This is a genomic window from Cellulomonas sp. SLBN-39 (assembly GCF_006715865.1).
GTDB lineage: Bacteria > Actinomycetota > Actinomycetes > Actinomycetales > Cellulomonadaceae > Cellulomonas.
This window is the reverse complement of sequence record NZ_VFOA01000001.1, coordinates 1,959,798-1,984,584: the sequence shown is the minus strand read 5'-3', so window position 1 is coordinate 1,984,584 and position 24,787 is coordinate 1,959,798. Positions and strand designations below refer to the sequence as shown.

The window sequence follows — 24,787 nt, the reverse complement described above, 5'->3', positions numbered from 1 at the left end:
GAGTGTCACACGTGTGTAGCATCGCAGTACTGCTACACGCGTGTGACATTGCAGCAATGCCACGCTAGTGTGGCATTCATGAGTGGAGACCGGCTGCTGCCCGCGAGGTCGCTCCCTCGCCTCGGCGAGACCATCCGGACGCTGCGGCGCGAGCGCGCGACCACGCAGGCCGCGCTCGCCGCGACGGCGGGCGTCTCCCGACGCTGGGTCGGGGAGGTGGAGGCAGGGACGCGCACGAACATCGAGCTGGACCGCGTGCTCCGCGTCCTCGATGCCCTCGATGCGTCTCTCGTGGTCCGCGACGACAGGGCCACGCGATGAGGTCGCCGCAAGCCCTCGCCGTGATCCTCTCCGGACGCCTCGTGGCCCACGTGCAGCGCACCCGAGCGGGTGTCCTGCGCCTGACCTACGAGGACGACGCCCGCGACCCCGCCAGCACCCCGCTGTCCCTGTCGCTGCCGCCCGGCGTCGGCACCTTCAGCGGCGCGCTCGTCGAGGACTTCCTCGGGGGCCTGCTCCCCGACAACGACCGCGCGCTACGGACGATCGCCGCGCGTCACGGCGCCGACGCCCGCGACCCGCTCTCGATGCTCGCGGCGGTCGGCCAGGACTGTGCCGGTGCCGTGCAGTTCTGCACACCTGACGAGGTCGAGGCGACGACATCACCACACGGGACCCTGGTGCCGCTGTCGGACGCCGACATCGAGATGCGGCTGGCCGAGCTGCGCACGGACGAGGACGCCGGCTGGGTCATGCCCGGCGAGCACTGGTCGCTGGGCGGGAGCCAGCAGAAGTTCGCGCTGCGACGCACGCCTCACGGGTGGTGCGAGGCGCACGGATCGTCGGCGACGAGTCACATCGTCAAGCCGGGGATCTACAAGATGACGGCTCAGGCCCTGCTGGAGCACGTGTCGATGCAGGCCGCCGCCGCGTGCGGCGTCGACGTCGCCCCGACCGAGTACCTGTCCTTCAAGACCGAGCAGGCCCTCGTGGTCACGCGATTCGACCGGTCACCGGGCGACGACGGCGACCTCGTCCGGCTGCACCAGGAGGACCTGTGCCAGGCACTCGGGGTGAGCGAGAAGTACGAGGAGCGGGGCGGCCCGTCGCCCCGGACGCTCATCCAGATGCTGCGCGACCGGTCGCGCACGGCGGCAGACGCGACGACGAACGTCGAGCGCTTCGTCGACGCCCTGGTCCTCAACACGGCGATCGCCGCACCGGACGGCCACGCACGCAACTACGCCGTGCTGCTCGACGCCGACGAGGTGCGCCTGGCGCCGGCCTTCGACGTCGCCTCCGGCCTCGCGCACTCGTACCGGGCCGGAGACGACCGCCGCCTGGCGATGAGCATCGCCGGCGAGCTCGACCCCTCCGCCGTCACCGGCGACACCTGGCGCCGGTTCGCGGACGACAACCGGCTCGACCCTGCCACCGTGTTCGACCGGGTCCACCGGTACGCGGAGACGATCCCCGGTGCGATGCGCGCAGCGCTGGACGAGGTGGACGACCGGGACGGCTCGGCGAAGGCCCTGGCCGCCAGGCTGCTGCCCGCGGTCGAGTCGCACCTGGCGGCCGTCACCCGCGCCACTCGGTAGGACTGCCCCGTCATCTCGGGGACCGTGGGCACTGCGACGGTGGATACCCGCCGAGCACGCGCGCCCCAGCGGGTCGTGCGCTAGACAAGCAGGGTGACGCGGCACGTCGGGATCGACCTCGCCTGGGGCACCACCGCGCGCACCGGCGTCGCCGTGCTGGACGAGGGCGGCCGGCTGGTGCACTCGTCGAGCGTGGTGACGGACGCGCAGATCGACGACCTGCTGGCCGAGCACGTCGGCACCGCGCCCGTCGTCGCGGCGATCGACGCCCCGCTGGTCGTCCCCAACGCCACGGGGATGCGGGAGGCCGAGCGGCTGGTCACCCGCCACTTCGGCCGATTCTCCGCCGGCGCGTACCCCGCCAACCGCGCCAACCCGCACTTCGACCCGCCCCGCGCCGAGTGCCTGGCGCACCGGCACGGCTGGGCGACCGACCCGGGCGTCCGCCCCGACGACGCCACATCCGTCGCCGTCGAGGTGTACCCGCACCCGGCGATGGTCATGCTCTTCGGGCTGGACCGCGTGCTGCCGTACAAGGCGAGGCGCGGCCGTGATGTCGCCTCCCGCACCGCCGCGTGGCAGCTGCTGCTCGACCACCTCGACCGCGTCGCCGGCACGCTGCTCGGCCTGCCCTCGAACCCGCGCTGGGCCGAGATCCGGCACGCGACCGCCACAGCCCGTCGACCGGTCGACCTGGACCGCCTCGAGGATGAGGTCGACGCGATCGTCTGCGCCTACCTGGCCTGGCTCTGGCACCACGAGCCCGAGCGCATGGTCGTCCTCGGCACGGCCGCCGACGGCTACATCGTGGTACCCGGCCTCCCTGATCCGCACGAGGCGCGCTCCCGGCCGACCACGCCACGCCGGGACCCGGACGCCGCCCGGCGACGGGCCGTCGACGCCGTGCTCGCCGAGATGCCCATGCTCACCCCCGAGGCAGCGCAACGGCTCGTCGCGATCGTGTCCGGCGAGCTCCTGGCCTGAGCCCGTCAGCCGCCCGCTGGCGGTTCGAGCAGACCGTCGAGCGCTGCGGCGAAGTCTGCCCATCGCGACCCGCCGGTGTGCATCGCGGGCTCGATGACGCGGACGAGTGCCGCTCGCAGTGCGACCACCTCCTGGGTGGCGCCACGGGCCTCGGCGCCGTGCAGCCGCTCGGCGACGGGACCGACGTGGTCGTACCACTCGGACTCCATGCCGTCGGGGAGGAAGACGAACGAGCCGCCCGGCGTGATCCAGTCGGCCGGATCGCCGGTGATGCGTTCGTGCGCGGCCCGGATCGCCGCGCACACCGCTCCCAGGTCGCGTTCGTCGTCGTCGACGACGGGAGTGACGAAGGCCTGACCGCTCCCGCACAGCGGCCATCCGCCGCCCGGCGCGTCGATCCCCCAGTCGTCGAGCTCGAGCCCGGCCGATTCGGCGGCCGCCACCAGATCGTCCATCCGGTCCGCCGGCGCATCGACGCGCATCTTCCGCCACATGTCACACCTCCGCGGCGGAGTGTGGTGGGTGACGACTGAGATGTCAGCTGGCTTCGCGCAGGTCACGCCACCGCGCGCGGGCGGCGTCGCGGTGGACGTCGAGCAGGTCGGGGCGCGGCAACGTGTGCTCGGCCACCTGCAGGGGACGCCCGTCGAGCTCGGCCAGGCCGGGGTGGCGGTGCACGAGCTTGGGGGCGACCTGCGCCGTCCAGTCGTGCGTGTCGATCGTCAGCAGCAGCCGGTCGAAGAGGCGGTGCACGTCGGCACGCAGGAGCAGCCCGCCGCTGAGGTCGTGGTCCTCGTGGACGGCGAACGCTCGCAGGTGTGCGGCGTCGAGCACCGCATCGGGCTGCGGACCGGTGACCGCGCAGACCGCACCGAAGCGGTCGAGCAGCCGCTCCCGGAACTGGTGCTGACCGCGCCTGCGCCGTACGACCGCGTCGACGTGACCCCCGGTCGGCACCTGACCCGCGCCGAGCAGGTTGAGGTGCAGCTGCCCCTCGGCGCCGCCGAACCGCTCGATCAGCGCCAGCGCCCGGCCGTAGTCGAGCCGGCGGATCGCGTTCTGCCGGTCGGCGCCGGCATAGACGTCGGTCAGCCACCGCACGGGCGCAGGAGGGTCGAAGTCGAGCCACGTGCTCTCGTAGTGCGCCGTGTAGGCGGTGACGGTCTTCTGCTCGACCAGCGGCTCGTCGAACTCGAACCCGTCGGCCAGGCACCGGAACCGAGGCAGCGCCACGCGCCGCTCGGTCAGCCGCGACGACGTGCACCGCGGGCAGCGCAGCATCGTCTTCTCGTCGGGCCGCGCCTCGACGTCCTCGACGACCGCATGCCCGTAGACGAGGTGCCGGTCGCGGATCAGGATGACGTCGCCCACGCTGATGCCGAGATGGTTCACGACGTGCGAGTCGTAGGCGTACCGGCTGCCCGGACGGTCCTCGTAGAGGGCGTCACCGACGACGTCCGAGACGCCGGTGTAGCAGCTCCAGGCGTTGCCCGTCACCGCCCGTCACCCCACCCTCGTCGCCCCCGCACAGCGTGAGCTCATCACCCCGCCGGCACGGGAGCAAGGGCCGATCGGGGTGAGCCGCGACCCTCAGTCCTGCCGCGCGGGCACCGTCGCCGCGACGGCGCTGACCTCGATGAGGGCGCCGGGGACGCCGAGGCCCGCCACGCGGGCGGCGGTGACGAGCGGCGGGGCGCCCGACCCGCCGAGGCGGTGGGCGATGGCGCCGTAGGCGGCGCCGAGGTCGGCGTCGGCAGCGATGAGGACGGTCCACTGCACGACGTCGGCGAGCGTGGCGCCCGCGGCGACGAGCGCGACGGCGGCGTTGTCGAGGGCGCGGGAGGCCTGGGCTCCCACGTCGGGCGAGACGAGCGCACCGGTCTCGTCGACGCCGTTCTGACCGCCGAGGTAGATCGTCGTCGCGCCCGGAGGCACGACGGCGACGTGGCTGAACGCCGGGCTCACGACGAGCCCGGCCGGCTGCAGGCGGGTGATCTCCATGCCCGAACGGTCGCACCGCGCACCGACAGACGCGAGGGGCGGGCGGCAGGGACGGGCTGGGACGATGGGCGCATGAGCGCACCCGCACCGCAGACGACGTTGACCTGGGCCGCGTGGGACGCCCTGACGCCGCGCCAGGCGTACGAGGTGCTGCGGCTGCGGGTCGACGTGTTCGTGGTCGAGCAGGAGTGCGCATACCCCGAGCTCGACGGCCGTGACCTGGAGCCGTCGGCGCGCCACCTGCTGGCGGTGCGGGACGGCGCGGTCGTGGGGACGCTGCGGCTGCTGCACGATGCGGCACGCGGCGACTCCCCCGCTCGGGCGCGCATCGGTCGGGTCTGCGTCGCGGCGTCCGAGCGCGGCACGGGGCTGGCGTCGCGGATGATGGCGGCCGCCGTCGAGGCGGGCGGTGCGGGCGAGCAGGTGCTCGACGCGCAGGCGCACCTGGAGCACTGGTACGCCCGGTTCGGCTTCCGTGCCGCGTCCGCGCCGTTCCACGAGGACGGCATCCCCCACGTCACCATGACCCGCCCGGCGCTGGAGGTCTGACCACCCGGGCAGGAGCGGACCCGACCGGATGTGGGAGTTCACCCGATCTGGACGCACGTTCACCCCGGCGCCCGCTGGACGGACGGGGCCACGTGGACGACATGTCAGGCAGACCGGCGCCGCACCCCGCGCAGCGCGCCGTCGCCGCCGCCGCGGCCACCGCACCGGTCGGTCCCCTGTCGTCCGTCGTCGGAGCGTGCCGTGCCCGTCCCTGCCCCGCGCCATCGTCGTCCTCTCGCCCGTCGGGCGGCTGCCGCGCTCCTCACCCTCGGGCTGGCGGGGCTCGGCGTGGGCTCGGCGCACCTCGGGCAGGCGCAGCCCGCCACCGCCGCCGCACCGGACGCCACCCTCTGCGGCACGGACGTGTCCGCGAGCGCCGCCGCGACCGCGTCGTCGTCGGGCTCGCCCGCCTGGACCGGGCCGGAGCGCGCGCTCGACGCCGACGCGGCGTGGAGCCGGTGGGTCGCGCAGGACGACGCGGACCACCCGGCCCAGGACGACGAGCACCTGACCGTCGACCTCGGCTCCGAGCAGCCGGTGTGCGCGCTGAAGGTGTACTGGTCGGCGGCTGCCGACTACGACGTGCAGGTCTCGACGGACGGCGTGGCATGGACGACGGTGGACGAGGTGCGCGGCAGCACCACGGTGGGCCTGGTGACGTCGCGGTTCGCGCAGACGACCGCCCGCTGGGTGCGGGTGCAGGGCGTCGCCCGCGCGACGGCCGACCCGTACGGGGTGTGGGACCTGCGGGTGCTCGGACCCACGACCGTCGCGCTGCCCACCACGGACCTCTTCGGTCCGAACGTGCTGGTGCTCGACCCGGCCATGCCCGCGGCGGACGTCCAGGCGGTCGTCGACGCGGTGTACGAGGAGCAGGAGGACGACCAGTTCGGCACGAACCGTCGCCAGCTGCTCTTCCTGCCCGGGGAGTACGACGTGGACGTGCGGCTGGGGTTCACCACGTCGGTCGCCGGGACGGGGCAGATGCCTGGTGACGTGGTCGTGCGCGGCGACGGTGGCTGGGTCGACGCGGCCTGGTCCGACGGCAACGCGACGCAGAACTTCTGGCGGTCGGCGGAGAACCTCACGGTCGACCTCGACGACCCCTTGACGGCCCCGGTCGAGACGGGCCCGCTGCGGTGGGCGGTCGCGCAGGCCTCGCCGATGCGGCGCGTGCAGGTGCTCGGCGACCTGGCGCTGGACTCGGCACGGTACGGGTGGGCGTCGGGCGGGTACGTGGCCGACACCGAGGTCACCGGCACCGTCACGGCGTACGCGCAGCAGCAGTGGTACACCCGCGACAGCAGCGTCGGCGGCTGGGACGGCGGCGTGTGGAACATGGTGTTCTCGGGCGTCACCGGTCCGCTGCCCGACGCCGACGCGTGGCCGACACCGCCGGCCACCGCGCTGGCCACCACCGGCCCCGTCGCCGAGAAGCCGTACCTGTACCGGGCCAGCACCGGCTGGCGCGTCGCCGTCCCCGAGCTGCGCGACGGCACGACCGGCACCACGTGGGCCCCGCCCACGACGTCCCTGGCCATCGACGACTTCTACGTCGCCCAGGAGACGGACTCCGCGGACACGATCCAGGCCGCGCTCGACGCCGGGCGGAACCTGATCGTCACCCCGGGCGTCTACCACCTCGACCGCACGCTCGAGGTCACCGAGCCCGGCACCGTCGTCCTCGGCCTCGGGTACGCGACCCTCGTGCCCGAGCACGGCGGGCCCGCGCTGCACGTCGCGGACGTCGACGGCGTGCGCGTCGCCGGGCTCGTGGTCGACGCCCCTGGCGGCGGCTCCACCGCGCTCGTCGTCGTCGGCGACGCCGGCACGCACGCCGACCACGCCACCGACCCGACGGTGCTGCAGGACGTGGTGCTGCGCGTCGGCGGGGCGACCGCGGGCAGCACGGGCACCGCGCTGGCCGTGCACGCCGACGACACCCTGCTCGACCACGTGTGGGCGTGGCGCGCCGACCACGGCACCGGTGTCGGCTGGGGGCAGAACACCGCGGACGTCGGCGTCCACGTGACCGGCGACGACGTGCACGCCTACGGCCTGTTCTCCGAGCACTTCCAGACGTGGAGCACCCGGTGGTCCGGCGAGCGCGGGCGCACCGTCTTCTACCAGAACGAGCTGCCGTACGACGTGCCCGACCAGGCGGCCTGGCAGAACGGTGCCGTGCGCGGGTACGCCGGCTACAAGGTCGACGAGGGCGTGACCGCGCACGAGGCGTGGGGGCTCGGCGTCTACGGCAACTTCACCGAGGACACCGACCAGGACGAGATCACCGTCGACAACGGGTTCGAGGTGCCGCAGACGCCGGGCGTCGTGCTGCACCGGACCACCGTCGTGTCCCTGGGGGGCGAGGGGAACTTCGCGCACGTCGTGAACGGCGTCGGCAGCCCCGCGGGCGGCGCCGACCTGGTGAGCCGGGTCGCGGTCTACCCGACGGGCGGGGAGGACCCGGTGTGGCCGCCCGCCGTCGAGCCGACCCCGTCGCCGACCCCGGAACCCACACCCACACCCACACCCGAGCCTTCTCCCACCTCCGAGCCGACGTCCACACCGACGCCGACACCGAGCGTCACGACCACGCCGACACCCACGCCCAGCGCGACGCCGACACCGACGCCGACGCCGACGCCGAGCGTGACGCCCACGCCGGCACCCACGCCCAGCGCGACGCCCACGCCGACCGCGACCCCGCGTCCGACCGGGGCACCGTCGCGGACCGCCACGCCCTCGCCGTCCCCGACGGCACCGGGCAGCGTCCGGGTGCGGCTGTCCGAGCCCCGCGTCCAGGAGGACGGCCGGGTGACCGTCGTCGCCAGCGGGCTGCGCCCGGGCGAGCCCGCGCAGGTGTGGATGTACTCCGACCCCGTGCTGCTCGGCGTGGTCACCACCGACGCCGACGGCCGGGTCGACCTGACCACCGCGCTCCCGCCGGGCACGCGCGCCGGCACGCACACGGTCGTCGTCGTCGGCCTGGAGTCCGGGCTGGAGGGGCGCGCGACCCTGCAGGTCCTCGCCGACGTGCCCGCGGCGACCGGCACGCTCGCCGCGACCGGCGGACGCCCGGGTGCCGCCGCGCTGGTCGCGCTCGTCCTCGTCACGCTGGGCGCGTCGGCCGTCGTCGTGGCCCGCCGCCGCGCCGCCTGAGCGCACCGCCGGGCGCGGACGGGCGCGGACGGGCGCGGAAGGACGCGCGGGCGGACGATGGGGGCGTACCGGGCGCAACGGCGCGCCCGCGTCCCTGGGGGCGACCATGTGGACCACGACCACGCCTGACCCGACGACGACGACCACGCCCGGCACGCCGAGCCCGTCGGCGACACCCGTGCCCGGCGCAGGTGACGCGCTGGCCGTGGACCTGTCGCTCTTCCTGTGGATCACCGTGCTGGCGCTGGTGGTCATCGGCGGGATCCACCTGGTGCACGTGCTGAACGGCAAGACGCGCCCGCTGACGCTGGTGCGGATCCTGGCGCTGATGTTCGTCGTCGCCGCGGCCGTCGTGCTGGTCGTCGCCGAGGCCCCGACCGAGGCCAAGACCGCCGCGTTCACCCTGCTCGGCACGATCGCCGGGTACCTGGCGGGCACGCGCTCGCCGACGACCACCACGACCACGACCCCCGGCACCGACCCGGTCCGCAGCGACGGCACGTCCACGGTCGTCGGCGGCACGACGGTCGTCGTGGAACGCACCTGACCCGCCCGGCCGACCCCTCCCCGATCCCCTCCCGCCCACCCCGTCATCCGTGCATCGACGCACCCCCGGAGCACCACCGATCACGGGTTCGCCGACCACGCCGCCGCGGCACCCCAGGGGCGACCCCGTCATCCGTGGCGGGACGGGGTGGCGTCGAGGCACGGATGACGGGGTCGCGGGGCGGAGGGGGTCGTCGGGGCCCGGGGGGGAGGGGCGGTCAGGGGCGGCGGGTGAGGGACTCCGGGCTCAGGCCGGCCAGGACGAGGCGCTCGCGGACCCGGGCGGAGAGCTCGCGATCCCGCAGCAGGTCGCGCAGGACGTCACGCTCCTTGTCCCTCTGCTCGTCCCGCTCCTTGTCGCGCCCGGGGCTCGGCTCCTCGCCCTCGGTGGGCTTCTCCGAGTCCCCGCCCTTCCACACCGACGCGGTGCGCACGGCCTCCCGGGTGAACGGCGTGCTGCGGAACGTCTCGCCCTCGGCGGTGACCAGGACCGTCCACGTGCCCTCCTGGTTCGCCTCGAACGCCTCCTCGAAGACACCGCCGCCGACCTCCTGCAGGCCGATCACGTGGACGCCGCCGCCCGGGTCGGTGACCGTCGCCCGGACCTTCGCCCGCCCCTCGACGGGCACGCCGTACTCGGTGAGCGTGGCCCGCACCAGCACCTTGGCGCCGGGCTCGAACGACTCGTGCCGCACGTCCACGGCCAGGCGCAGGTTGCTCGACGCGTGCACGAGGACGGTCCCCGTGATGCCCTTGCCGCGCAGCTCGAGGAGCTCGGCCCGGGTCAGCTTGCCCTCCCCCGCCGACGCGCGCTTGAGCGACTCCTCGGGCAGGTGCACCCGCGCGAGCCAGGTGCCCAGGTGCGCGCCGGAGCCGATCGGCACGGGCAGGCTCAGCCGGTACAGCACGACCTCCTCGCCGACGTGGGTGTAGCTGCGCCCGCCGATCCCGGCGACGAAGCCGGGGTCGACGACGTCGCCGTCGGGCGTCACCAGCGTCAGCTCGACGAGGTGCGGGTGCCGGGTGAGCAGGACGACGTCGACGACGATGTCCGTCTCGGCCAGCCGGAACGGCACGTCGACGGTCTGCCCGAGTCCCACCGCGACGGGCGGGTCGACGACGACCTCGTGGTTCTTGACCCCGGCCAGCACCTGCAGGAAGTACTTCGCGAGCCGGTACCGGCTGTCCAGGCCGAGGTCGCCGGTGAGCACGCAGTACCCGCCGGTGCCGTTCGTGACCTGCGTGAGCGCCGAGGGTCGGATGTTCTCGGCGCGGCCCAGCGCGACCGCGAACGTGCGGTCGGTGACGGACCCGGCGACGTCGGCGATGAACTTGTCGCGGTTCTCGAACCCGTCGGTGAAGACGATGGTCGCCTTGGTGTCGAACCCGGTGACGGGGTTGAGCTCGGCCTGCCCGAGGTCGAGGCCGTCGCCGATCGACGTGAAGCCCGCCGTGTTGGTGGCGAACGTGTCGATCTCGGCGCGGATCGAGTCGCGGGCCACGTCGATGCCGCCCGTCGGCGCGGCGAGCGGACCCGCCGGGGGCACGAGGACCGGGGCGGCGTCGGTGTCGAACGCGACGATGCCGACCGCGTCACCCTCCTGCGCGTAGTCCACGAGGATGTTCGCGGAGTACTGCAGCACGTCGAGGCGGCTGCTCGTGCCCACGCCCGAGGGGCTGTCCATCGACCCGGACCGGTCGAGCACCAGCATGACGGCCGCGGTGACGGGCGGGACGCTGCTCGCCGTGATGGGCACGGTCCACACCTGGCCCGTCGGGTCGTGGCGCACCGTGATCGAGCCGGAGTCGGTGGTGCCCGGGGTGCGCCCGGTGAACGCGACCCAGATCAGCCCCTCCTCCAGGGTCGTCCACTGCGGCGTCCCGGCGAGGGCGTCGGACGAGCCCAGCGGCAGCGAGAACGGCGCCGCCGGCCCCGCGACCACGGAGAACGTCGACGGGTAGAGGCTGTGCACGTCGATGCGCACGGCCCGGAACGTCGTCTCTCCCTCGGGCACGTCGGTGAACTCCAGGACGTCGGTGACGAGGTCCACGGTCCACGCGGCACGCAGCACCGCGGCGCGCGCGTCCACCCGGCCGGCGCCGTACCACTCGCTGCGGGCCGGGCCGCGGTACCCGGGGTCGGTGGAGATCCGCCCGTCGACGTCGCGCCAGCGCCCGACCGCGTCCGTGTTCCCCGCGTCGATCCGGACCGCGGTGCGCTCCATGATGTCGCCGACGTCGCGCCACCCCAGCTGCGGGTTGGCCGACAGCATGAGCGCCGCGACGCCCGCGACGACCGGCGTCGCGTAGGACGTGCCGCCGAAGTCGGTGCGCCACTCGCGCGGCCCGAAGGTCACGGCAGCACCGTTCGCGAAGCCCGCGGGCAGGGCCATGTCCAGCGAGACGCGTCGGTTGCCCGCGTCGACCGCGGTGATCGTGCGCCCGCGGCTGGTCGCGGCGGCGGCCGGGCCGACGAGCACCGAGCCGCCCACGACCGCCCCGGCGACGGACTGGACGTCGATCGTGGTCGCACCGGCGCCCGACGCGGTGCGCAGCGTCGTCGCCGCCGCCGCGGTGCCCGGCACCGCCGTGCCGCGGGGCGTGGCCCGGTGCGTCGCGGTGAACGCGCCCCAGCTCTGCGGCGGGTTGTGCCCGCCCGCCTCCGCGTCGTTGGTCAGCGCGCACACGTCGACCGTCGAGCCCCAGTTGCTGTACCAGGTGCGTCGCTCGGTGGTGCCGTCCGGGTCGAGCGAGGCCGCGGCCACGCCGTAGCAGCGGTCGTACATGCTCCACGGCCGCCGGTTCGTGTCGTCGAGGTCGACCGCGTCGTTGCCGGCGGAGAAGTACAGCACCGTCCCGCGACCCCCGCGGCCCTGGTCGGTCACGGCGTCGAACGTGTCCTGCATGAGCGCCGAGATCGGCATGTCCACGCTGAACCCGAAGCTGTTCGAGATCACCCATGCGCCGTCGGCCAGCTGCGCCGGGAACCCCGCCGCCGCACTGCCCGCGTCGAGCCCCGCCATCCACAGGTACGCCTCCGCGTACCGCTCCTCGCTGCCCGCGTGCCGGGTGGCGATCAGGCGCGCGTTGCCCGCGACGCCCGCGGTGCCCACGCCGTCGTCGGCCCGGCCCACGGCGGCAGACGCGCAGCAGATGCCGTGGTCCGCGAGCGGTCCGGTGTTCGTCGCGTCGTTGTTCGCGACCATGGTGCCGAAGTCGAAGAGCTGGACGACCTTGGCGCGCCCGTCGCTGACGGTGCCGGTGATCGCGGGGTGCCCGGGGTCGACGCCGTTGTCGGCGACCGCCACGACGACGTCGGGGTCGCCGAACGTGTGCGCGGGGTCGAGGTCGCGCAGCACCTGCCACGCGTCGGCCAGCCCCTCGACCGTCAGGTCCCACTGCTGCGGGCGCAGCAGGTCGCTCGGCGTCACCGCGTCCGGCACGACGCTGGACACCAGGTCGGGCTCGGCGTACCGCACCCCGGGCTCCGCGGCGAGGCCCGCGACCTTGTCGAGCAGGTCGTACCCGGCGCCGTCGGGCGAGCGCAGCAGGTACGTGCGCGGCAGGGCGCCGAACCGCCGGACGACCTCCAGGCCGTGCCGGGACGCGAGGGCCACCACGTCGACGTCGTCGCCCAGCAGGGACACGTGCACGGTGCCGGACAGGAACGACACGGCCGCGTCGGACAGCTGGACGATCGCGCCGACCTGCTCGACGTCGTCGACCACCTCCGCGCGGTGCGCGAGGTCGCGGACCGCGTCGTCGAGGGCGCGCGAGCGGTGCGGGTCGACGTCGCGGAGCACGGCGTCGCCGTCCGCGCCGGTGCCGAGCCCCGGCACGCGCAGCACCTGCACGTGCGGGTCGGGGAACGTCAGGGCCGTGGTCGGGCCGTCGGTCAAACCGTCCAGGGCCGGACCGGTCCCGTCGTCCCGGGGCACGGTGGTCCGCACGCCGACGGCGTCGAGCACCGGCCGGAACGGCACCCGCACCCGCCCGCGGAACAGGTGCGGCCACCCGGGCGGGCCGACGACGAACTCCTCGAGCCCGTCCCCCCGCACGGGGTACGCGCCGCCGACGTCGCGGGCGTCGGGCGCGAAGCCCTCGGCGACCACCGTGACCGTGGCCGGGTCGGCCGCGGGTGCGTCGAACGCGGCGCGCCCGCGGGCGTCCGTCTCGACGGTCGTGCGCGTGCGGTCCGGCGCGGTCCGCGTGACCTGCGCGCCGACGACCGGCCCGCCCTCCACGCTCGTGACCCGCACGCCCAGCGTCGCCGTGGTGCTCATCTGCCCGTCCCCCGTCCGGCCGCGCCGGTGCGCCGCCCCCTGCGAGGAGGACCCCGCGCGCGGGAGGTCTGATACCTCCCGGTATGCCGGGTTCCGCGTTCACCCGGCAGGCGCCCGGGCGGGAGCGCCGCCGGTGTCGGCAGGCGTGGGTAGCGTGCGGCCCGTGGGTGACTACCGGTTCGACGCGCCCCTGTGGCGCACCGAGAACGGCTCCTGGGTGTTCGTCACCGTGCCGTTCGACGTCGCGGACGCGATCGACGAGGCGTCGCACGGCGCGCAGCGCGGGTTCGGCTCGGTGCGCGTCGAGGCCGTGCTGGGCCCGACGACGTGGCGGACGTCGCTGTTCCCCGACAAGCGCCTCGAGAGCTTCGTGCTCCCCGTCAAGCGCGCCGTGCGGGACGCCGCGGGGGTCGACGACGGCGACGTCGTGCACGTCGAGCTCACCCTGCTCGACGCCTGAGCGTGGTCGCCGGCGGCGGACCGGGACGCCTCGTGCGGGCAGGCACCCCTTCGCCGGGACGGCTCAGGCGGGCAGGCGCCCCTTCGCGAAGTACGTGATCGGCCCGACCCAGTTGACGAGCAGCGCGACCCCCCACGCGAGCTTGGGGCCGTGCACCTGCTCCGCGGGCCGCTTCACCAGGTCCCGGTAGGCGGCCACGGTCAGCGCGATCTGCGCGGCCGAGACCACCACCACCCCGACCTTGCGGCGCGTGCTCAGCTCGTCCCAGCGCTGGTGCTGCATGACGCTCCCCTCCCCGGGCCCGACGGGGCCCACCTGCCCATCCTCGCGCGCCATCCCGGCCCCGCACGCGGGCACGACGTCCCGGTGACGCCTAGGCTCAGCGCCCATGGAGCTCACCCTCGGCCTCGACGAGGCCCTCGTCGCCGCGCGCGCCAGCGGCGCCCTTCCCACGGCCGTGACGGACGTCCGTGCCGAGGGGGCGGTGGTGCTCGCCCGCGTGGCGGTGCACGAGCTGCCCGGCGTGCCCGCGCCCATCCGCATGGCCACCCGCATGGCCGGTCCCGTCGACGTGCGCGTCGAGGACCGCGGCATCACCGGCCGCAGCTGGGAGGTCGCGATCGTCGCCCAGCACCCCGTGGTGCGCGCCGACCTGTCGTCGTTCGTCGCGGACGCGGTCCGCGGCCAGCTCGCCCACCTGCCCCCGGGCGTGGCGCTGGTGCGGACCTCGGGCGGCGCCGTCGTCGTCGACGTGGACCTCGACCGGGTCGGCCCCGTCGTCGCGGGGATGCTGCCGGGCGGGGGCCGCGGCGCGGCCGTGCACGTGGAGCACCTCGAGCTCGGCGCACGGCTGCACGTCGTCGCGCGGGTCAGCGCGACCTGACGGGCCGCATCACGGCGTCGCCGTCGGCTCCTGCGTGGTTGTTGCGCCGTCCGACGCGCCCTCGTCCGTCGTGGCGCCGTCCGTCGTGGCGTCGCCCGTCGCGCCCTCGGCCGTGCTGAGGGCGGCGGAGTACGCGTTCGACAGGAACGACACGAAGTCGTCGGCGTCCCCGAGGTCGCCCGTGTACGGCTGGCCCGCGACCAGCACGACGGGGGACGTCGTGACCGCACCGACCTCGGCGTACGGCACGGCCTCGGCAGCGCGGGCCGTCGCCTCCTGCGCCCAGTCGACGAAGTCGCCGCCGCGCACGCACGCCTCCACGGCCTCGTCCGCGCCGATCGCCGTCGTGACCACCGCGACGAGCTCGTCGGTGGACAGCCCGTCGGCGTCGAGGCCGTCGACCTGCTCCAGCAGCGCCGCGTGCGCCATGAGCACGGCGTCGGGCTGGACGTCGGCGACGCACGCGAGCGCGCCCGCGGCGCGCGCCGAGTAGTCCCCGGTCGCGGCGGTCGCGGTGGCCTGCGCGGACGGCTCGCCCGTCGCCTGCGCGTCCGGCGTCGCGGCGGCGGTGGGCTCGGCGTCCGCCGTCGCCGTGCTGGAGGGGGCGGCGGTGGCGGTCGCCGCGGGCACGTCGGCGCCGTCGAGCACCGCGACCGGGTGGATCTCCACCGTCGTGTAGCCCATCGTCACCCAGCTCTCGACCTGCTCCCCGCTCGCCGCCCAGAACGCCGCGGCCTGCGGGTCGCGGTAGTCGACGTACAGCACGACGTCGGGCACGGCCGCGTCGACGACGGTCGCGGTCGGCTCCTCGCCGGGCGCCAGCGCGTGCGTGCGTACCGCGGTCGTGGCGGTGCCGTCGCCGGCGAGCAGGACGCCGTCCGCGGCCATGTTCGCCGGGCCCGTCCCGGCCGCCTGCGCCTGCGCGTGCAGCGCGACAGCCACCGCCACGACCACAGCCAGGGCGGCGACGGGAGCGCTCGTGCGGCGCACCACGCGCCACCGTCGCGCGCGGCGGCGGCGCCGCTCCCGCTCGGCCCGCGCGAGCACCCGGTCGGCCGCGCGACGCTCCTTGGCGGTGGCCTTGCGGCGCAGGTCCCGGGACCGGCTCATGCGTCGTGCTCCTTCTGGCTGCGGGCCGTGGCACGCCCGCCGCGGGCGTGCCGGGGCCCCGCCGGAAGGGGACGTGCCGGCGGGGCCCTCGGCAGCACCGTGCCGCGGCCACCTGCACGCATGCCCAGCGGAGCCTGGGAGCACGCTGTGCAGGGGCCGACGCGGACGGCTACAGGTCGACGCGACGCTCCACGGGAGCGGACCGCGGGGCGAGGAGCCATGCCCCTGCCACCGCGAGCAGCGGCAGCCCGACGACGAGCAGCCCGACCGCGGGCCAGGGCACGACCGTGACCCAGTCGAGGTCGCGGTAGTGCCGTGCCCGGATCATCAGGTGCCCGAGGAGCAGCCCCGTGCCGGCCCCGAGCGGCACCCCGACCGCGCACAGCACGGTCGCCTGCGCGGCGCTGACCCGTCGTCGCACCGCCGGTGCCGCACCTGCCGCGGACAGCAGGGCCAGGTCGGGCCGGGCGTCCCGCGCGGCGAGGGCCACCGTCATGGCGACGGCACCGACGCCGAGCGCGAGCGCCACCAGCGCGACGGCCCAGAGCACGCCCGGGCCGGTGCCCTGCCACCCGCGCTCCACGTGCAGGCTCACGGCCACGGCCTGACGCACCGCGCGCTCGGCGTCGGCCTCCTCCTGCATGGTGGGCATCCGCGTCGTCGTGACCAGGTACCCCGCCGGATCCACGCGCGACCCGAGCTCCGCGACGCCCACCGGGAGCACGACGCCGAGCTGGAGCTGGTGCCCGAGGTCGACCGCGGTGCCGGGCAGCACCACGGTCCGGAGCCGCTCGGCCGGGCCGCCGGTCTCCGGCCGCGCCTCGACCGCGAGGTGCACGGTGCCGTCGGGCCACACGTCGTGCGGCGACGCCACGACCACGCGCCCTGCCGCGAGCGCCGCGGCCGCCGAGTCCGCGCCGGGCACCCCGAGGCGCCCGACGGCGGTCCCGTCGTCGACGACCACGCTGAGGCCGGGTCCGTTCCGCCAGACCTGCCACCCGCCGGGGTCGAGCGTGCACCGCGTGTCACCGGGCTCGGCGTGCCGGGACGACCCGTCGTCCCGGTACCAGGGGCAGAGCGCGTCGGGGTGCCGCACCACGGTGTACGCGACGGACGCGCCGTCCACCTCGTCGGCCGGACCCCCGGCGCTGACCGGGACGATCTCGTCGACGGGGAGCTGGTCGCGCAGCGTCTCCCGCAGGAGCAGGTCTTCCTCCGGCGTCAGCGGACCGTCCTCGGTCCCGGCGCCCACGGCCACGACGCCCGGGGCCCCGATGCCGCGGTACATGGCCACGTTGTAGGCCTCCGTCGACGCGACGACGACGAGCGCCGCGGTCGCCCCGGTCACGGCCGCGAGCACGGCGGCGACCGCCGGTGCGGTGCGCGACCGCTGCCGGACGGCGTCACGGACGGCGAACCGCCCCGCCGGGCCGAGCCGCGGGGCGAGCCGCCCGAGCACCTGGACCAGCCCGCCCGAGACCAGCACGACGCCGAGCATCATGGCCAGGGCACCGGCGACCATGAGGGCCCCGTTCGCGCCGATCGAGCCGGAGCGGATGAAGCCGAACATCTCCAGGACGATGACCGCCGCACCGCCCGCGGCGAGCAGCAGCCCCACCACCACGACGCGGCGGCGGGGCGGGTCCTCCGCCCGACGTCCCGCGAGCGCGGCGACGACGTCGACGCGGGCGGCACGGCGGGCGGGGAGCCACGCGGCCGCGGTGGCGACGGCCGTCCCGGTGAGCACCGCGGCGAGCACGTGCCACGCGCTGACCCGCAGGTCGGGGTACGTGAACCGGCCGGTCGCGAGGTCGACCCACCGGACGACGGCCGCGACGCCCAGGCCGGTCGCCGCGCCGGCGGCGGACGCCGCAGCGCCGACGAGCAGCCCGCCGAGGAGGACGACGCGTCGCACGGTGCGGCGGTCGGCGCCGACGGCGGCGAGCAGGGCGAGCCGGCGGCGGCTGCTGCGGGCGCCGATCGCGAACGCGGGGCCGATGAGCAGGACCGCCTCGAGGAGCCCGAGGACGACGGCGCCGCCGAGGAGCACGGCGGTGCCGTCGTCGTCGCGTGCCGGGGCGGTCGGCGGGTCGAGGACCACGGCCCGGCTGACCACCGTCGACCCGAGGTCGTTGACCGCCAGGACGTCGTCCCAGGTGACGGGCGAGGGCCCGAGCACGTACCAGGCGGGTGCGGACGGCAGCAGGGCCCCGGCGTGGGTCGGCTCGGGGAGCACCGCGCCGGCGGTCGCCACGACGTCCGGCGTCAGCGGCCCGGGGGCGAGCACGCCGGAGACGGTCAGGGTGACGGGGCCGCCCTGCGCGGGCGTGACGGTGACCGTGTCGCCGACCCAGGCGTCGAGGGCGTCGGCCCACGCGTGGGAGACGAGCACGGCGTCGGCCCGCCGGGGCAGGGTCCCGCTGTGCAGGGGTGCGGTCACGACCTCGGGGAGGTCGTCGAGGTCGAGCTCGAGCACCTGCGCCTGCGCACCGGACCCGACGACGGCCGCGGGGTCGGCCGTGCGCGCGTCCGAGCCGAGGTCTGCCGGTCCGCGGACCGCACGGACCAGCCGGGCGTCGGCGGGCAGGGCGGCAGCGAGGCGTCGCCCGTACGTCGCGACATCGGTCCGTTCGCCGCGCGGCACGGCGCCCTCCGTCTCCCAGGACGACCCGTCGGTGCTCTGCAGCACGGCCGCCCCGGCCTGCTCGCCGACCAGCGCCTGCGCGTGGTCGCCGAGCGTCGCCGCGACGAGCCGTGCGGGTGCGGGCGTCGCCGACAGCGACAGCGTCGAGACGGCGACGGCGGCCGCGACGGGCAGCGCGACGAGGGCCGCGACGAGGGCGGTGCGACCGCGCTCGTCGCGGGCGTCGCGCAGCGCGATCCGGCCGGCGACCCGCCAGGACGCGACGAGGCGTGCGGGCAGCGCGGGACGCGCGGGGGCGGTGACGCTCATCGGTGCACCGCACCGAGGAGCACCTCGGGGCCGCCCGCGGTTCCGGTGCCGTCGACGAGCACGCCGTCGCGCAGGAACACGGTGCGGTCCGCCCATGCGGCGAAGCGGGGCTCGTGCGTGACGAGCAGCCCCGCGGACCCGGCGTCGATGCGGCGGCGGAGCACGCGCATGACCTCCTCGCCGGTCGCGGAGTCGAGCGCCCCGGTCGGCTCGTCGGCGAGCACGACCCGCCGCGGGCCGATGAGGGCGCGTGCGATCGCGACGCGCTGGCGCTGCCCGCCGGACAGGTCGTCGGGGTAGCGGTCCGCCAGCGCGGCGGTGCCGACCTCGTCGAGCGCGGCGAGGGCCTCGGCGCGGGCCGGACGGGGTGCGACGCCGTCGAGCTCGCGCGGCAGGGCGACGTTCTCCGCGACGGTCAGGGCGGGCACGAGGTTGAGGTCCTGGAAGACGAACCCGACGGCGCGACGGCGCAGGGCGGCGCGGCGCCGCTCGTCGAAGGCGGTGACGTCCTCCCCGTCGATCACGACCCGGCCCGAGGTGGGGGTGTCGAGGGCGCCCGCGACGTTGAGGAGCGTGGACTTGCCGGAGCCGGAGGGTCCCATGACGGCGACGAGCTCGCCGGCGTGCACCTCGAGGTCGACGCCTCGCAGGGCGCGCACGGCCGCGGGGCCGGTGCCGTGGACACGACCGACACCGCGCAGGGCGACGAGGACGGGGTGGGCGCTCATCGGGTGCCGCCCGCGGGGGCGCGGCGGGCAGCCGGCCGCGGCGCGTCCGCCACGTCCGACGTCCCGGGCGCGCGTCCCTCCGACGCGGCCCGGGACGCCCGTGACTCGACGTGGTCGAGCCAGCGCACCTCCGCCTCGGCGGCGAAGACGAGGTGGTCGAGCACGAGGGACCAGGCGAGGTCGTCGGCGCCGTCGGTGCTCTTGAGGCGGGTGTACTCGTGCAGCACGCGCATCGACTCGCGGCGCTGGTGCTGGATGACGTCCTGCACGTCGACACCGGGCGCGGTCACGGCGAGGGCGACCTTGATGACGAGCTCGTCGCGGGCCGGGGCGCCGCGGTCGACGGGCCGGGCCCACCAGGCCGCGGCCTCGGCGCGCCCGTCGGCCGTGAGGCGGAAGTGCTCGGCGTCGGGCTGCTCGTCGGCGGGCAGCGGCTCGACGAGGCCGTCGCGGACGAGGCGGTGCACGGTGGTCCAGACCTGGCCGATGTTGAGCGGCCAGGTGCCGCCGGTGCGCTGCTCGAACTGCTGCTTGAGCTGGTACGCGTGCATGGGCTGCTCGGCGAGCAGCGCGAGGACGCCGTTCCGGACGGTCATCGAACCCCCTGGGTTACTCGGTAACTACCATCGAGATTACCGGGTAACTACCGCACACCGTCAACCCTCGCCGCGCGCCGACGTCGCGGCGTGCCTAGCGTCGGACGCGGCGGCGCCGTCCGGGCGCCCGGGCAGGAGGGACCACGCCATGCAGGCCAGGCACGTGCTCGCCGACGGCTTCGGACGCATCGAGGAGCTCGTCACCGCCGCGCTCGACGGCGCCGACGACGCGCTCCTCGTGCGCCGGCCCGACCCGGAGGCCAACACCCTCGCGTGGCTCGCCTGGCACATCGCCCGCGTGCAGGACGCCCAGGTCGCGCCCCTCGCCGGTGTCGAGCAGGTGTGGACCGCGCAGGGCTGGGCACGCCGCTTCGACCTGCCGTTCGACGACGACGCGCACGGCTACGGTCAGACCCCCGACGACGTCGCCCGCGTCGCCGCCCCCGCACCGCTCCTGCTCGACTACCTGCGGGCCGCGACCGCGCAGACCCTGGCGTACCTGGCGCGCCTGACGGACGACGACCTCGACGTCGTGGTCGACCCCGGCTGGGACCCGCCCGTCACGCTGGGCGTGCGCCTGGTCAGCGTCCTCGCGGACGACCTGGAGCACGCCGGCCAGGCCGCCTACCTGCGCGGCGTCCTCGACCGCACCGCCTGAGGCGCCGCACGGTTGCCGGGCAGGGACCGAGGACCCTGCCCGGCACGGGGGCGGACGTGATGGGGTGGGCGCGTGAGCCGACGCCGCGTGTCGATCCCCCTGCCGACCGCCGGGGAGGTCGCGCTGGGCCTGCTCCTCGCCGGGCTCGCCGGGCTGCCCGTGCTGCGGACCTGGGCGCTGCACCTGGGCGCCACGGAGGCCGAGCTCGACGCCACGCTGCCCGGCGACGACCGCACCCCGTCGGCCGACCTCGTCGCGACGCGGGCGATCACGGTGCGCGCCCCCGCGGACGTCGTGTGGCCGTGGGTCGCGCAGATCGGCGCCGACCGCGGCGGCTTCTACTCCTACGACGCGCTCGAGAACCTCGTCGGCTGCGGCGTGCGGTCCGCGGACCGGGTCGAGCCCGCGTGGCAGACCGTCCGCGTCGGCGACGCGGTCGCGCTGCACCCGGACCTCGTCCTGCGGGTCGCCGTCGTCGAGCCCGGGCGCGCCCTCGTGCTGGAGGGCAACGCCGCCCCGGGCGAGCAGCAGCCGCCGTACGGGTTCACGTGGGCGTTCGTGCTGCGCGCCGCGCCGGGTGGCGGCACACGGCTCGTCGTGCGCGAGAGGTACGTGCGCGCCGGCACGGCGGCGAAGGTGGTGACGGAGATCGCCAGCGTGGCCAGCACCGTGATGTCCGAGAAGATGCTGCGCGGCATCCGCGACCGTGCGGAGCGCGCCGGGGCGGCCCGCTGACCAGGGCCCGAGCGTCCTGGTGCAGCCGCAACCGCACCACGGCGAGTCGTGACCTCACCGTGACCTTCTCGCCACTTCTGGCGCGCGCCGAAATGCCGCTAGGGTGGGGCACGTAGTCGCAGTGCATCGCTTGTCGGTCCGACCGCCCTCGTGGCGGGCGGGCATACGTTCTCCGGAGCGGACGACGACCACCGTGATTCACCGGTCCCGGTCGTCGGGTCCGCAGTACACCGCATGAGGAGAATGACATGCCCAACGGCATCGTGAAGTGGTTCAACGCTGAGAAGGGCTTCGGCTTCATCGCCCCCGAGGACGGCGGCCCGGACGTCTTCGTCCACTACTCGGCCATCCAGTCGAGCGGCTACCGCTCGCTCGAGGAGGACCAGCGTGTGTCCTTCGACGTCCAGCAGGGCCCCAAGGGCCCGCAGGCGTCGAACGTCGCGCCTGCCTGAGCGACACCAGCGCCACGAAGGGCGCCGCGACCTCCGGGTCGCGGCGCCCTTCGCCTTTCCCCGGGCCCCCGGTCCGACACGCCCCCGGCGCCAGCTCCTTCCGCCGGCCGCCGACCCCGTGATCCCTGACGCCCGGCATCCACGAGGCGCCACCGATGACGGGCTCACCGGTCGGGGCGGGGCCACCCGAGCGGCCGACCCCGTCATCCGTGACGGCCTGCATCGGCGGGGCCTCACGGATGACGGGGTCGGCAGGCGGCGGTCCGCCGCCCTCCGTCAGCCCAGGGGGGTCGTGATCCGGGTGATCGCCGTGGTCAGGGTCGTACGGGCCTGGGGTGTGGCCTTCGAGACGCGGGAGTCGCGCATCGTGGAGACGCGGTCGGCGAACCGGTCCAGGGTGCGCACCAGCGCCCTCTCGTCACCCCGGTCGGCAGCCTCCTGCGCCGCCGCCAGCGCGACCTTCCCCTCGACCACCACGAGGCCCTGGAGGTCCTTCGACCGCACGAGGCCGTCGAACGTCTCGCGCAGCGCACCGACGGAGCCGGGCAGCCACGCCTGCGCCACGGGGACCGTGGTCATGTCGGTGTCCGAGGCGAGGTAGAAGCCCGGGTACGCGGGCTGGTTGTAGGTCGTCTGCTGGCGGGCGACCTCGGCCCGGTACTGCGGGTCGTGCATGAGCGTCACCAGCCCGCGGTCGGTGACCTCGGTCGAGAGGTGGACGCGGATCGCCGAGGAGTCGGCGGTGCGGACGAAGAGCTCCTCACGCCAGTCGCCGAGGACGTCCGCGACGAGCGACGGGTTGCCCTTGGTGCCGTTGTTCGTGAGCGCGCCCGTCGCGGTGAGCAGGGTGCCGCGGGTGGCGTCGTCGATCGTCGGCGTCGCGGCGCCGGAGCCGTTGACGATCTGCGTCGTGCCGTCGGCGGCCCAGCGGATGCTCATGTTCGTGCCGGGGATGGTCGGCTGCAGGACGCGCCCGTCGGCCGAGTAGAGCCCGGACGCGTCGGAGCCGCCGGGCAGGGACGCCCAGGCCTCGAGGCCCGGCACGTCGGGGCGGACGTCGCCGACCATGCCGCGCCCGGTGTCACGGCCGGAGTAGACGCCGAACAGGGTCTCGCCGGTGGCGGCGTCGCGCATCGCCATGCCGTACGGCGCGTAGGTGCCGCCCTCGTGCACGGTGAAGACCTCCAGGCCCGGACGGGCGGGGTCGATGTCGGTCACGTGCATGGCGTCGCCGTGACCCAGCCGCGCCTCCTCGCCGGGGGTCGCGGACCCCGGCGGCATCGTCGCGAACGACGAGTACAGCAGCGAGCCGTCGTCGTCGATCGTCGCCGAGCCGTACACGACCTCCTGGCGGCCGTCGGCGTCGACGTCGGCCACGGAGAACGAGTGGAAGCCCTGGGTGGTGAGGGTGCCGAACTCGGGGTCCGTGCCGTCGCGCCCGTGCGGGCCGTCGTTGAACGGGTTGGTCATCGGCGTCCAGCCGGAGTCGACGGACCAGCGCTCCCGGAGCTTGGTGCCGTCCCAGTCGTAGGCGACCAGGGTCGTGCGCGTGTAGTAGCCGCGGGCGAAGACCGCCGAGGGCCGCTCGCCGTCGAGGTACGCGGTCCCGGCGAGGAACCGGTCGACGCGGTTGCCGGGCTCGATGCGCGCCATGGCGTAGTCGCCCCACAGCAGGCCGTCGTCGGTGCGCCCGGGCGTGTAGTCGACGGTCTGCAGCTCGCGGCCGTCGCCGCCCACCACGGTCAGGTACTCGGGCCCGTCGACGATGAACCCCTCGAAGTTCCGCAGCACGTTGCGCGCGCTGCGGGACGGGGCGTAGACGTCCATGAAGTAGTCCGCGACGGCGCGGGCATCCGCGTCGGAGAGCGGGTAGTCGTACCGCGGCTCGATGCCGAAGGCCTCCTCGAGCGTGGCGGGCCACTGCCCGGAGACGACCTCCTCACGGTCCGCCCAGCCGCGGAACATCTCCACGACGTGCTCGTAGTAGCCCTCGCGGCTGAGCCGGTAGTCGTCCGCGTGGGTGACGCCGGCGCGCACGTCGTCGCGCGGCAGCGTCACGGGCCGCGTGCTGCGCACGGAGCCGTCGGCCCGGTAGCGGGTGATCGTCGTGCCGGGCGCCGTCTTCACCATGAGCTCGGCGGTGCCGTCGCCGTCGTAGTCGGCCACCGGGAACTGCGTGTAGTGGGCGCCGGCGCGGATGTTCACGCCCAGGTCGATGCGCCACAGCTGCGTGCCGTCGAGCTCGTACGCGTCGAGGTAGACGTTCCCTGTGTAGCCGATCTGGGAGACGTCCTTGGAGTTCGACGGGTCCCACTTGACGACGTACTCGTACCGTCCGTCGCCGTCGAGGTCGCCGACGCTCATGTCGTTGGCGGAGTACGTGTAGGCCTCGCCGGCCGGCGTGACGCCGTCGGCGGGCTTGCTCAGGGGCAGGTCGAGGTGCCCGTCGCCCCACGGCGTCACCGGTTCGCTGACGTCGACCTCGACGCCGTCGACGACCGCGGCCACCGTGTAGCTGGCGTCGGTGGTGCCCTCGGCGTCGAGCAGGTTGGTCGCGCCCTCGACGGTGCCGATCGGCTCGCCGTCGCGGCGGACGACGAACTGCGGCCCGGTCTGCGTGGTGGCCGTGGCGCCGGTGACCTCCGGCGCGAGCAGGCGCCAGGACAGGAAGACGCCGTCGGACGTGGCGACCGCGACCAGGCCGCGGTCGAGCCGTTCGAGCTGGACGGCCCCCAGGCCGGCACCGGGGCCGTGGGCACCGCCGCCCGCCGAGGCCGGGGCCGCGAGGCCGGTGAGTGCGAGCGCCGTGGTGCAGAGCACCGCGGGGAGGACGAGCGGGCGTGCCGGACTGCGCAGACTCATCGTCGAATCCCTCTCCGTCGGCCGGTCGGGGCGCGCGCGGCGTCGTCGGTGACGCGGCACGGGGCGCAGCCGTCGTTGGAATACGCTCTCCCGTCCGGTTTGATCGATTCAAACGTCCGGTCACGGCCCGCGTCAACCACCTGGACGACGACGATGACGTCCCCGCAGGTCGTGGCCGAGGACCCGGTCGGGCGGGGACGGCGGGCAGGGGCCTCGCGCGCCGGACG

At 75.4% G+C, this 24,787-nt stretch carries 21 protein-coding genes; 11 read left to right on the top strand and 10 right to left on the bottom strand.

Going from position 1 to position 24,787, the window contains the following annotated elements; genetic code table 11:
• Window positions 1–78: 78 nt before the first annotated feature.
• From FBY24_RS09250 to FBY24_RS09240, 3 genes are all read left to right on the top strand, one after another.
• Window positions 79–321 (top strand): helix-turn-helix domain-containing protein, encoded by a 243-nt coding sequence (locus tag FBY24_RS09250; RefSeq protein ID WP_142160008.1) that lies wholly within the window; start codon window positions 79–81, stop codon window positions 319–321.
• On the top strand, window positions 318–1,598 hold the full coding sequence (locus FBY24_RS09245; protein ID WP_142160006.1) for a type II toxin-antitoxin system HipA family toxin: 1,281 nt from the start codon (window positions 318–320) through the stop codon (window positions 1,596–1,598). The genes FBY24_RS09250 and FBY24_RS09245 overlap by 4 nt, the downstream gene beginning before the upstream one ends.
• A 93-nt stretch (window positions 1,599–1,691) precedes the next feature.
• A complete protein-coding gene (locus FBY24_RS09240; protein WP_142160004.1) occupies window positions 1,692–2,582 on the top strand; it encodes a DUF429 domain-containing protein in 891 nt (296 codons plus the stop codon).
• A gap of 5 nt (window positions 2,583–2,587) precedes the next feature.
• Here FBY24_RS09240 and FBY24_RS09235 read toward each other — a convergent pair whose 3' ends face one another.
• The 3 genes from FBY24_RS09235 to FBY24_RS09225 form a co-directional block, all read right to left on the bottom strand.
• Window positions 2,588–3,076, bottom strand: coding sequence for a hypothetical protein (locus tag FBY24_RS09235; RefSeq protein WP_142160002.1), 489 nt, complete (start codon window positions 3,074–3,076; stop codon window positions 2,588–2,590).
• Between the two features lie 43 nt (window positions 3,077–3,119).
• Entirely contained in the window at window positions 3,120–4,079 is a 960-nt protein-coding gene (locus FBY24_RS09230) for an HNH endonuclease (RefSeq protein WP_142160000.1), read from the bottom strand.
• Window positions 4,080–4,172: 93 nt separating this feature from the next.
• Entirely contained in the window at window positions 4,173–4,583 is a 411-nt protein-coding gene (locus FBY24_RS09225; protein WP_142159998.1) for a RidA family protein, read from the bottom strand.
• Between the two features lie 72 nt (window positions 4,584–4,655).
• Between FBY24_RS09225 and FBY24_RS09220 the strand changes: the two genes are divergently transcribed.
• The 3 genes from FBY24_RS09220 to FBY24_RS09210 all read left to right on the top strand — a co-directional run bounded on the left by FBY24_RS09220 (window position 4,656) and on the right by FBY24_RS09210 (window position 8,841).
• Window positions 4,656–5,132, top strand: coding sequence for a GNAT family N-acetyltransferase (locus FBY24_RS09220; protein ID WP_142159995.1), 477 nt, complete (start codon window positions 4,656–4,658; stop codon window positions 5,130–5,132).
• Window positions 5,133–5,333: 201 nt separating this feature from the next.
• Window positions 5,334–8,294, top strand: a complete 2,961-nt coding sequence (locus FBY24_RS09215; protein ID WP_160158476.1) for a discoidin domain-containing protein — start codon at window positions 5,334–5,336, stop codon at window positions 8,292–8,294.
• Window positions 8,295–8,400: 106 nt separating this feature from the next.
• Window positions 8,401–8,841, top strand: coding sequence for a hypothetical protein (locus tag FBY24_RS09210; RefSeq protein WP_142159991.1), 441 nt, complete (start codon window positions 8,401–8,403; stop codon window positions 8,839–8,841).
• Between the two features lie 217 nt (window positions 8,842–9,058).
• Here the strand turns inward: FBY24_RS09210 and FBY24_RS19665 are convergent, their stop codons facing one another.
• A complete protein-coding gene (locus tag FBY24_RS19665) occupies window positions 9,059–13,123 on the bottom strand; it encodes a S8 family serine peptidase (RefSeq protein WP_142159989.1) in 4,065 nt (1,354 codons plus the stop codon).
• 163 nt (window positions 13,124–13,286) lie between these two features.
• Between FBY24_RS19665 and FBY24_RS09200 the strand changes: the two genes are divergently transcribed.
• A complete protein-coding gene (locus FBY24_RS09200; protein ID WP_142159987.1) occupies window positions 13,287–13,583 on the top strand; it encodes a DUF1905 domain-containing protein in 297 nt (98 codons plus the stop codon).
• A 63-nt stretch (window positions 13,584–13,646) separates the two neighbouring features.
• On the opposite strand, the gene FBY24_RS09195 is transcribed toward FBY24_RS09200, so the two are convergent.
• On the bottom strand, window positions 13,647–13,865 hold the full coding sequence (locus FBY24_RS09195; protein WP_222117225.1) for a PLD nuclease N-terminal domain-containing protein: 219 nt from the start codon (window positions 13,863–13,865) through the stop codon (window positions 13,647–13,649).
• A gap of 106 nt (window positions 13,866–13,971) precedes the next feature.
• Here FBY24_RS09195 and FBY24_RS09190 point away from each other — a divergent pair, with 106 nt between their 5' ends.
• Window positions 13,972–14,466: a hypothetical protein gene (locus FBY24_RS09190; protein ID WP_142159983.1), complete on the top strand. Its 495-nt coding sequence runs from the start codon at window positions 13,972–13,974 to the stop codon at window positions 14,464–14,466.
• Between the two features lie 9 nt (window positions 14,467–14,475).
• Here FBY24_RS09190 and FBY24_RS09185 read toward each other — a convergent pair whose 3' ends face one another.
• From FBY24_RS09185 to FBY24_RS09170, 4 genes are all read right to left on the bottom strand, one after another.
• The gene (locus FBY24_RS09185; protein ID WP_142159981.1) at window positions 14,476–15,576 is read right to left on the bottom strand and encodes a hypothetical protein; all 1,101 of its coding nucleotides are present in this window, start codon (window positions 15,574–15,576) and stop codon (window positions 14,476–14,478) included.
• A gap of 169 nt (window positions 15,577–15,745) precedes the next feature.
• A complete protein-coding gene (locus tag FBY24_RS09180; protein WP_160158475.1) occupies window positions 15,746–18,529 on the bottom strand; it encodes an FtsX-like permease family protein in 2,784 nt (927 codons plus the stop codon).
• Window positions 18,526–19,257, bottom strand: coding sequence for an ABC transporter ATP-binding protein (locus tag FBY24_RS09175; RefSeq protein ID WP_142159977.1), 732 nt, complete (start codon window positions 19,255–19,257; stop codon window positions 18,526–18,528). The genes FBY24_RS09180 and FBY24_RS09175 overlap by 4 nt, the downstream gene beginning before the upstream one ends.
• Window positions 19,254–19,853, bottom strand: a complete 600-nt coding sequence (locus FBY24_RS09170; RefSeq protein WP_142159975.1) for a PadR family transcriptional regulator — start codon at window positions 19,851–19,853, stop codon at window positions 19,254–19,256. The genes FBY24_RS09175 and FBY24_RS09170 overlap by 4 nt, the downstream gene beginning before the upstream one ends.
• Before the next feature lie 148 nt (window positions 19,854–20,001).
• On the opposite strand from FBY24_RS09170, the gene FBY24_RS09165 reads away from it, so the two are divergent.
• The 3 genes from FBY24_RS09165 to FBY24_RS09155 all read left to right on the top strand — a co-directional run bounded on the left by FBY24_RS09165 (window position 20,002) and on the right by FBY24_RS09155 (window position 21,698).
• Window positions 20,002–20,511 (top strand): DUF664 domain-containing protein, encoded by a 510-nt coding sequence (locus tag FBY24_RS09165; RefSeq protein ID WP_142159973.1) that lies wholly within the window; start codon window positions 20,002–20,004, stop codon window positions 20,509–20,511.
• Window positions 20,512–20,583: 72 nt separating this feature from the next.
• Window positions 20,584–21,246 carry an SRPBCC family protein gene (locus tag FBY24_RS09160; RefSeq protein ID WP_142159971.1) on the top strand — a complete coding sequence of 221 codons (663 nt, stop codon included), beginning with the start codon at window positions 20,584–20,586 and terminating at the stop codon, window positions 21,244–21,246.
• 248 nt (window positions 21,247–21,494) lie between these two features.
• A complete protein-coding gene (locus FBY24_RS09155; protein ID WP_140457795.1) occupies window positions 21,495–21,698 on the top strand; it encodes a cold-shock protein in 204 nt (67 codons plus the stop codon).
• Window positions 21,699–21,974: 276 nt separating this feature from the next.
• Here FBY24_RS09155 and FBY24_RS09150 read toward each other — a convergent pair whose 3' ends face one another.
• Window positions 21,975–24,560, bottom strand: a complete 2,586-nt coding sequence (locus FBY24_RS09150) for a rhamnogalacturonan lyase (RefSeq protein WP_160158474.1) — start codon at window positions 24,558–24,560, stop codon at window positions 21,975–21,977.
• Window positions 24,561–24,787: the final 227 nt, after the last annotated feature.